The organism is Sphingomonas antarctica (genome assembly GCF_965137005.1).
GTDB lineage: Bacteria > Pseudomonadota > Alphaproteobacteria > Sphingomonadales > Sphingomonadaceae > Sphingomonas_O > Sphingomonas_O antarctica.
The window spans coordinates 85738-93435 of the sequence record NZ_CBCRXM010000013.1; the positions used below are offsets into that span (position 1 = coordinate 85738).

Genomic DNA, 7698 nt, shown 5'->3' on the forward strand with positions numbered 1-7698 from the left:
CGCAACCGGGAACTCACCAGAGAAGATGCCCTCAGCTTGTTAGCTCCGCCTCATCATCGGACGATGGGTCGTCGTGTATCTCGACGACCGCGACGCGGCTGAAGTTCCTAGCTGAATTTGAGCTCGTGACGCCCTCCTGGCTATGTGCTTCGGCTGCAAGAAGTCGGGGTTCCGTAAGTGGCAAGCCACGCAAATGCGTCATGATGGGATCGTGGTTCTGCGCAAGCTGCGTGAGGGCCGTGAACACTTCAGTATGCCGATCGCTGACAGACCTGGTGGCAATCTCCAGAACTCGCTCCACCAACTTCTCGGCACGTTTCGCGAGCGCGGCCCTGTTGTGGGCGCGGCTCGACAGATGGCCGATCGGGTGATCCTTGTCGAACGGTCTCAAGACCATTGCTTCTGCCAGCAGCGGCGCGCCATCGACCGGTTCGCCCTTACCAAAGTGCGCAACCTCCTTGTTCCTCAAACGCATCACCTCGCGGTGCACGTCGCGCAACGACTGCGGCAGCTTCGAGATGCCGAACCAAGGCCTGCGGTCGATCGGCGGGGTGTCGGTCGCTCGCGCGTAGAGGATAATCGCGGTCGTCATCAACGACCCGACGATCGTCGTGAGATCCGCGTCGTCGAGCGGGGTTTCGTCGCTGCCGCTCGTGAGGCGACGCAGCAGGCGCAACGCCAAAAGCGCTTCGTCGAGGTCGCGATGGGCGGACGACACGTCCGCCGCGCGGCGGATTGCCTGAACAAGATCCGGCCGTGAGCCCTGCTCCTCAAGCCAGACTCCCAGAGCTGACAGGTCATATACGGTGTGCAGGATCATCAAGAACGGATGCCATTCCCAGCACCTGTTGACGAGTGGCAAGCGTATAACGAAGTCGAGACCGAGCCAGGAGGCCAGCCGCCGTCAAAACGCTGGATGCCACTCCGGCAGCTGCTGATCCTGACGCAGGCGAAGTCGCCGCCACTCCAGAGCAGAGAAGACTTCAGCTGGGGTCGCGGCGCACTCGATGGGAAGGGCCGCGGCGGCCTCACGGATGAACACCTCTCCGAGCAAGTTGTCCTCGAGCCAGGCATCCTCCCACCAAGCCACGATGCGTTGCCGCGAAGACGCCAGCAGGGTCGCTGACGGCAGGAGGTCGCGCTTCTGATGCTGGTTCACGCGCCGGTCTGCCGGCAGCAAATTCCAGAGATCGTCGCACGGCCATGCCGACCACGGCAGGCAGTGATCAACGTCGAGACTTGCCATGCTCAGGTCGCAGCCGCTCCAGACACACTCAACGGTCCTCCCCTTCGCGATGAGCCGCTGCGCAGCCGCGCGACCCGCGACGGTGCTCCGCAGCGGCTCCTGCCACTCGAGGGCCGCCTCAACCTTTCCCGGCTCGATCGCCATCCCCATCCGCGCCGCGTAGCGGCGCGTCAGCCTGGCCCATTCAGCGACGAGGACGGGCTCGATCCACGCACCGAAGCGCGTCATCGCTCGCCAGACAGCTCCCGGAACCGTGAGCGTGCCCCATTCGCGTAGGGTCGAAACATCCAACGACAGGCTCATCTGCCGCCCGCGCGACCTTTCACGCTGCGCATGGAAGACGCGTCGCTCCGAGTTGGGAAACCGCATAAAGTTGGCAGGCATCATCGCGATTGTCGCGGCAGCCTCGCCGATAGCAGCTCTCACGAGAGTCGCACGCTCGCCTGTGTGCATCGCGCCTGGCCGCAGGTCCTGCGCAGACGCGCTGAAATCCGCCAGCGCCCTGAATCCGGTCTTGGCGAATCCAAGACCGTCTGGCCCGCTATTCCCCGGCGCCTGAGGTAGACCCAGCCGAACGAGGGGGAGATACATCCGGATCCAGTTCGCCGCGACGAGGCCAAGGGGTATCTCGACGGCATCCGGATCGCCAACATCACCTGTCGGTTGGGCAGTGGCTGGCGCATATTCGGCCACGCGCGCGACCGCCCTGAGAAGCCCCAGCTTATAGGTGGAAGACTTCTCGTCGGACAGGATGATGCCGCGCAGTAAAGGCAGGGCTCCCGCACCGTCGTCCGGCAGGCGCAGCACCACCGTCGTCCACGTGACCTCGGTTCGCGCCATCGCGTCCTCCGTGTGGTCGACGCGCAGGATTTCGAGCCCGTGTGAACGGGCCAGCACTTCCACCTCGCCGAGCGAAGTGTCGTGCATCGGGCGGCCAACGGGCGCAGGTCCATCGCGCAGCGTGATAACCAGGACACCGCCCGGCTTGAGAAGCGTCCCGAGCTTGCGAAAGGCGCGCTCCCTTCCGCCCGGTGCGACGTGCTGCCACACCCCCGCGACGAGGATAGCATCGAAGGCGAGCGCCAGCCTGTGGACCGCATCCAAGGTCGGCAGGCGATCGTCGATCCAGCGAATCCGTTCCGAGGGGTGGCGCCGCGAACCTTCGGAACGCATCGCGGCGGCGGGTTCGACCGCCACCACCTCTAGCCTAAGTCCGCAAGCCAATGGGCGTCCCGGCCAGACCCAGCGCCGACATCCAGCGCGAGGCCGCCCGCAACCGGATCCCGTAGAAGGTTCTGTATGCCGGCGTAGCTACCAAGGAGCTCAGGGCGGTCGTAGCTCGCCGCCAACTCCCCGGCGGTGGCGTCGTAAGCGGCGATCGTGTCCAAGTCGTCCGTCATATCAGCCGCCCGCGAACATTTCGCGATGCCGAGCGACATATTCCGGTCGCGGATGCAGGCGCGCCGCGCGCGGGAGCCTGATCGGCTGTCCGGTCGACGGGAACAGCTGGCGGAGCTCCGCGGGAACCTTGTTGTGCGAAACGAGCAGGCCAAACCGCTCGTCCAGACTGATAAGGTGACGGTCGAACAGCCAGTGAGCCGTCGCGGAGAGCGCAATGCCGTTCTGAACCTCGTCCGGCCCTCCACCGGCCACCGACCAGATGTGGGCGGCCTGAGCCTCGGCCTTGCCACCGCCGTTTACGATCCGCAGGCCGGTCACAGCGCAGGTGCTGTCATACGCGTCGAGAACGAGACCTCGGAAGGCGGCATCGCGGATCTTGCGGTTGACCAGCATCTGCTCGACCCGCCGCTCAGTCGGCGGCTGGTGGATGAGCATTTCAGTGGCGGGGTCGAGGAACCTCGGCTCCAGTTCCAGGCGTATGGCGTTTAGCGGATCAAGCGTCCGGCTGAGCCCAGCGTCGACGATCGCGACGAAGTCGGCAGCATCGATCTCGCGGACCGATCGCCCACGCAGCGCCCGCCCGGCCACCGAGACGCTGGGCAGCTCGCGGAGGAAGCGCTCGGCGAAGCGGCCCTCGCCGTCGCGATAGGGGATCGCGCGATCTAGCTCGAGGAAATCGGCCATTCTCGCATAGAACAGTCCGGCGTCGTCCGGATCCGCGTCGATCCTTTTGACGCGGGCGACGGCAACGTAGGCCTTGCGCCCGCCGTCCGCTCCAGTCTCACGATAGAGTATCCAATGCCCGACAAAGCGTTCGGCGGTCCGGAGGTAGATGCGCGGGAACTGATAGCGCTCAGCTATGAGGTCGTCGTAGCGGGACGTGCCACTGATCTCGAACACCCCCTTCATCGAACCGCTCCCTCAGCCGAAAGCATCATGGTTGTTTCGCAAAATGGCAAGGAATCCGCGATGCCTGGCCGATGACCGCTCCTGCTAAATCCGGTTTCGCATTATGATTTAGCTGATTCTCGACGATGTCCGCTTCAATTCAGCGAAGGCGCAAATCGGTCCCTTGACCCTATACGACGCTTGAGGCCAATTTGCCCGCGGGAGGATGCCGAATGAGCCGCACAATCAATACGAACATTTGGGGGGGTGCCTAGTGCGCGTGTCCAATAGTGATGACTCAAACGCAGTGGCTGCTCTCAGACAGGCGCAAATGATCGCGCCGCGCACGAGCCGAACCCATCGCTGGCGTTGAACCCAAAATCGGCTGGTTCATTCTGTCGGAGGCGGATCGAGCGGCCGCCAACCGGCTGCTCGCCAGCGCGTCGTCCGACGGCACGCGCGACGAGCTCGGATTCGCTCCGATCCACTTCGCGTTCGCCGACCGTTTCTTCCCCGGCACCTCGGTGCAGCACGCCCAGCTCAGATACGTCTTCTTCGTCGCCTGGTCCTACCAGGAGCTGCTATCTCGAACGGCTGGCGAGCGGTTCTCGGTCGATGAGCTGTTCGACATCGAGCGCCGATATTCGACGCGGTTGATAAGGTCGGTCGAGACGCTCGAGGGTTCCGGCATCTCCGGCTGGACAAAATACCAAGCCGATCAGCGACCGATCGTGCGTGCGAGCACCATCTACTGGACCGCGCTGCGCTCGTGGGGGATGGCAAGCCCGGTCGGTGGCCTCGGCGACCCTCCAACCGAGACGCAGCTGCGGGGACTGTGGCCGCGTCTGGTCAGCCGCGAGGACGGCGACGACGGCAGGACCATAAACGCAGACCTTTTCGAGGGCATGCCCGGAGCTCCGGCCGGCTGGCGCAACAAGACAGGCAAACTCGACTTCGCGCTTCGCAAGGTCGAGGCGCAATACCTGCGGCGCCTATGGGAGACGGCCGGCACCGGCGGAACCAGGCCCCTCCTCAGCAGACTGACGGAGGCGGGGGTGACGACGGAGTCGCTGTGGTCCCCAGCGGTCCGGCGGGTCGCCACGGAGTCTGACCGAAACGCCCTGACGCTCGCCGAACGGGCGGCGGCGGTCGCCTGCATCGCCCGTGCCGCGCACTCCGCACTGATCGAACGGAAACGAAACAAGGACCGCGGTCTCGAAGATCACCGCCACACCGACGCGTTGCCAGTGCTGGTCGAGAAGCACCGGGACGCCGCACTGGCGCTAGACGTCGCAGCGCTCAGGACGGAGACCCACATCGACGCCAGGCTCGTCGCGTTCGTCGAGACGGTCGTTGAATGGGTGCGCGAACGGCGCCCCCTGGACACGATCGCGGACGCGCTGACGACGCGGGAGCGCGACCTCAAGGACGTCCGGGCATATCTGGTGAACGAGCAGCGCCGCCGGGATTGGCGAAAGGGCATCGCCGCCCCGCTCGACTACCGTTGGCCTGTCGTGCGCGACATGATCGAATGCGTCAGGGATGTCTCGTGACGTTCGGTCGGCAAGACGACCGCATATCGGTATTCGCAGCACTGCGCCCCGGGCCCGGCCAGACCGTCTCGCGCGCTGTCGTCACGACATACTCGCTCGACCTGATCGCCATGCTCGGCCTGGTGCTCGCGCTCGGCGGGGATGCCGAGACGGAGTTCGAGGCTTCCCCGCTCGGCCTTGTGAAGGCTTTCGACAGGATGAGGGGCAGGCTCCTCGTCCTGCACCAGCTGAGCCGCGTCGTGGCACCGAGCGCGCACAGGTCGGTCCTGCCCCTTCTCGACACGATGGTGCACGCCATCGCCTCGAACGAACGCCGCGAGAGCTGGCACCCGAAGGTCGCCCTCGCGAGATACACGTCGGAGGGTGGCGTCGAATGGCGGTTCTGGATCGGAAGCCGAAATCTCACGGGGTCCACCGATCGGGACGCCGGACTGTTGCTCGTGACCTCCAGGGAGAAGGCGGCGCGACAGCTGCCGGACATCTGCAGCCTGGCAGAGGACCTCCTAGCGGAGGCCGGGCTGACGGCGGCCGAGCTGACCGAACTCAAATCCGCCCGGTGGTCAGCGCCCCCGGGCGTCAGTGTGCGCAGCATCCAATGGCGCCGCAACGGACAGACCCGCAGGTTCCTCGACACCCCCTTGCTGGCCCGTGCCGATCGCGGCTGCGCCGTCAGCCCGTTCATCGACCATGGCGGCCTAGAGGAAGTGCTGAAGGCGGGCGCCGGCACCGTCTCCCTGCTCACCACCGAACTGGCTGGAGCGGGCTGCGCTCCCTACGACGGGGTGAGGTTCCACGTCGACGCCGCGCCCGAACCCGAGACGCCCGTCTCGGTCGAGCAGCAGCAGGAGGAGGTCGTCGGCGAGTTCGCCGAACCCCCTTCGACCGGTATCCACGCCAAGCTCTTCGCGGTGTCCAAGGGAGTCCGGACCACGCTCCTGCTCGGAAGCGCGAACCTGACGAGGCGGGGTCTGATCGGCCCCAACGCAGAGGCGGTGGCCATCCTCGACATTACCGGCCCAGCACTGGCAGAGTCGCTCTATGGCTTCGTCGGCGGGGGCCTCGAACTGACGGCCAGCGTGCCCGAAACGGCCGAGGAACAAGAGAGTGAACGCGCGAAGCGGGAACTGGACGGTCTGATCAGCCAGTTCCTCGAACACTCGTTCCGGCTGACCTACCGAGACGACGGGCTTCACCTTGTCATCGGTGACGGTGCAGCGCAGATTCTGGGCTTCGCCCGCTTCGAGGTCTCGCCGTTCCTGGAAGCCGAAGCATGGACAACCATCCAAGCTGGATCGCGCTCGATACCACTGCTTGCGAACCCGCCGCCGGTCAGCGAGCAGACCGCTCTCGTCAACTTCCGAGCGAACAGCATCTCCGGCCCGGAAGTCTGCCGCGAATGGGTGCAGACGCTCGAGGTCGAGGGCATCGACGTGGAGCGGAGGGATCGCGCCCTTCTCGCGCGCTATGTCGGGGCGAACAGGTTCCGCGACTGGCTGCGCTCACTGCTCGACGGCGTGGACGGCACCGGCGGTCAGCGGTGGACGGACCCGATCGGCCCGTGGAACCCGCAAGACCCCGCCAGCCATCTGTCCCAGATATTCACTCTGGAGACCATGCTCGCCGCATGGGCGAGAGACCACAAGGCATTCGAAAGCCGGGTGGGCGGGATGATGGCGATGCTCGAGTCCTTCAAGGAAGTATTCGCGGCGATTCCAGACGACGGCGAGCGGGAGGCGGCGTTGAACGACCTCGAGGAGGTCCGGCCCTTCCTTCAAGCCGTTCATGACGCGATCGGCGTCGCGCTGTGACCACGCTCGCGGAGTTCCAGCGGAGGACCGTAGAGGTCGCGCTCGACCGCCTGGAAGCAAACGGCCCGCGGCGCTTCCTGGTCGCGGACGAGGTCGGTCTCGGCAAGACGATCATCGCCCGCTCGTTGGCGGAGGGGCTGCGGAAGAACCGGCGCCACCTGAACGTCATGTATCTCTGCCCCAGCCTAGAGATCGTCGGGCAAAACCGGCTGAAGTTCGTCTCGTTGACGGGTATCGAGGAGAAGGACTATTCGCCAGGCGAGGACAGGCTGGCACTGGTCCCGGGGTCACCCCCGGACGCGGGGAACGGTTTCCGGATATTCACCTTTACGCCCGAGACGAGCCTGCCCGGATGGAAACCGGGGCCCCGGACGGGCCGAAAGGCGGAGCGGGCGCTGATAAGGCGGCTGCTCGACCGCTACGATCTGATCAGGCCCGTCGCGCTGCGCATGGACCGCGAACATGCGGGCAGCGGTCGCAAGCTGCTGGACGAGCGCGCACCTAGTCTCAATGGCTACACCTTCGTCGCGATCGAGCAGGCTGTGCGCGACGTCTTCCGTTGCCCAATGGGCAACTTCGAGAAGGTCGTGGTCGACTGGCTCGGGCGAAAGCACGTCGACATCGGAGAGTTCGTCGGCCGGTTCCGCTCGATCCTCGCTCTGGCGGCGTTGCGGTCGAAGACTGATCTGCCCCCCGCTGAGTGGCCCAGAGACTATGATAGTCTGGACCACGAAAGGGACGACGAATGCCGAGCAAGAAGCACAAGCCGGAAGAGATTATCGGGAAGCTGCGTGAAGTTGAG

Annotated in this window: 7 protein-coding genes; 3 read left to right on the top strand and 4 right to left on the bottom strand. The window is 65.4% G+C overall.

Going from position 1 to position 7698, the window contains the following annotated elements; translation table 11 throughout:
• Positions 1-31: 31 nt before the first annotated feature.
• The 4 genes from ACM9ME_RS12565 to ACM9ME_RS12580 all read right to left on the bottom strand — a co-directional run bounded on the left by ACM9ME_RS12565 (position 32) and on the right by ACM9ME_RS12580 (position 3556).
• Positions 32-823, bottom strand: coding sequence for a hypothetical protein (locus tag ACM9ME_RS12565; RefSeq protein WP_415643799.1), 792 nt, complete (start codon positions 821-823; stop codon positions 32-34).
• Positions 824-904: 81 nt separating this feature from the next.
• Positions 905-2443 (bottom strand): HNH endonuclease domain-containing protein, encoded by a 1539-nt coding sequence (locus ACM9ME_RS12570; RefSeq protein WP_415643800.1) that lies wholly within the window; start codon positions 2441-2443, stop codon positions 905-907.
• Positions 2444-2448: 5 nt separating this feature from the next.
• Positions 2449-2646: a methyltransferase domain-containing protein gene (locus ACM9ME_RS12575; protein WP_415643801.1), complete on the bottom strand. Its 198-nt coding sequence runs from the start codon at positions 2644-2646 to the stop codon at positions 2449-2451.
• Position 2647: 1 nt separating this feature from the next.
• The gene (locus ACM9ME_RS12580; RefSeq protein WP_415643802.1) at positions 2648-3556 is read right to left on the bottom strand and encodes an HNH endonuclease; all 909 of its coding nucleotides are present in this window, start codon (positions 3554-3556) and stop codon (positions 2648-2650) included.
• 374 nt (positions 3557-3930) lie between these two features.
• On the opposite strand from ACM9ME_RS12580, the gene ACM9ME_RS12585 reads away from it, so the two are divergent.
• The 3 genes from ACM9ME_RS12585 to ACM9ME_RS12595 form a co-directional block, all read left to right on the top strand.
• A complete protein-coding gene (locus ACM9ME_RS12585) occupies positions 3931-5088 on the top strand; it encodes a DUF6361 family protein (protein WP_415643811.1) in 1158 nt (385 codons plus the stop codon).
• Complete coding sequence (locus ACM9ME_RS12590; protein ID WP_415643803.1) at positions 5085-6896, top strand: phospholipase D family protein; 1812 nt, start codon at positions 5085-5087, stop codon at positions 6894-6896. The genes ACM9ME_RS12585 and ACM9ME_RS12590 overlap by 4 nt, the downstream gene beginning before the upstream one ends.
• A partial coding sequence (locus tag ACM9ME_RS12595) for a DEAD/DEAH box helicase family protein (RefSeq protein ID WP_415643804.1) occupies positions 6893-7698 on the top strand: 806 nt, incomplete at its 3' end. The genes ACM9ME_RS12590 and ACM9ME_RS12595, both read left to right, overlap by 4 nt.

Coding starts and splice junctions, on each gene's coding strand:
- ACM9ME_RS12580 (WP_415643802.1), bottom strand. CDS start 3,556: ATGAAGGGGGTGTTCGAGATCAGTGGCACGTCCCGCTACGACGACCTC.
- ACM9ME_RS12575 (WP_415643801.1), bottom strand. CDS start 2,646: ATGACGGACGACTTGGACACGATCGCCGCTTACGACGCCACCGCCGGG.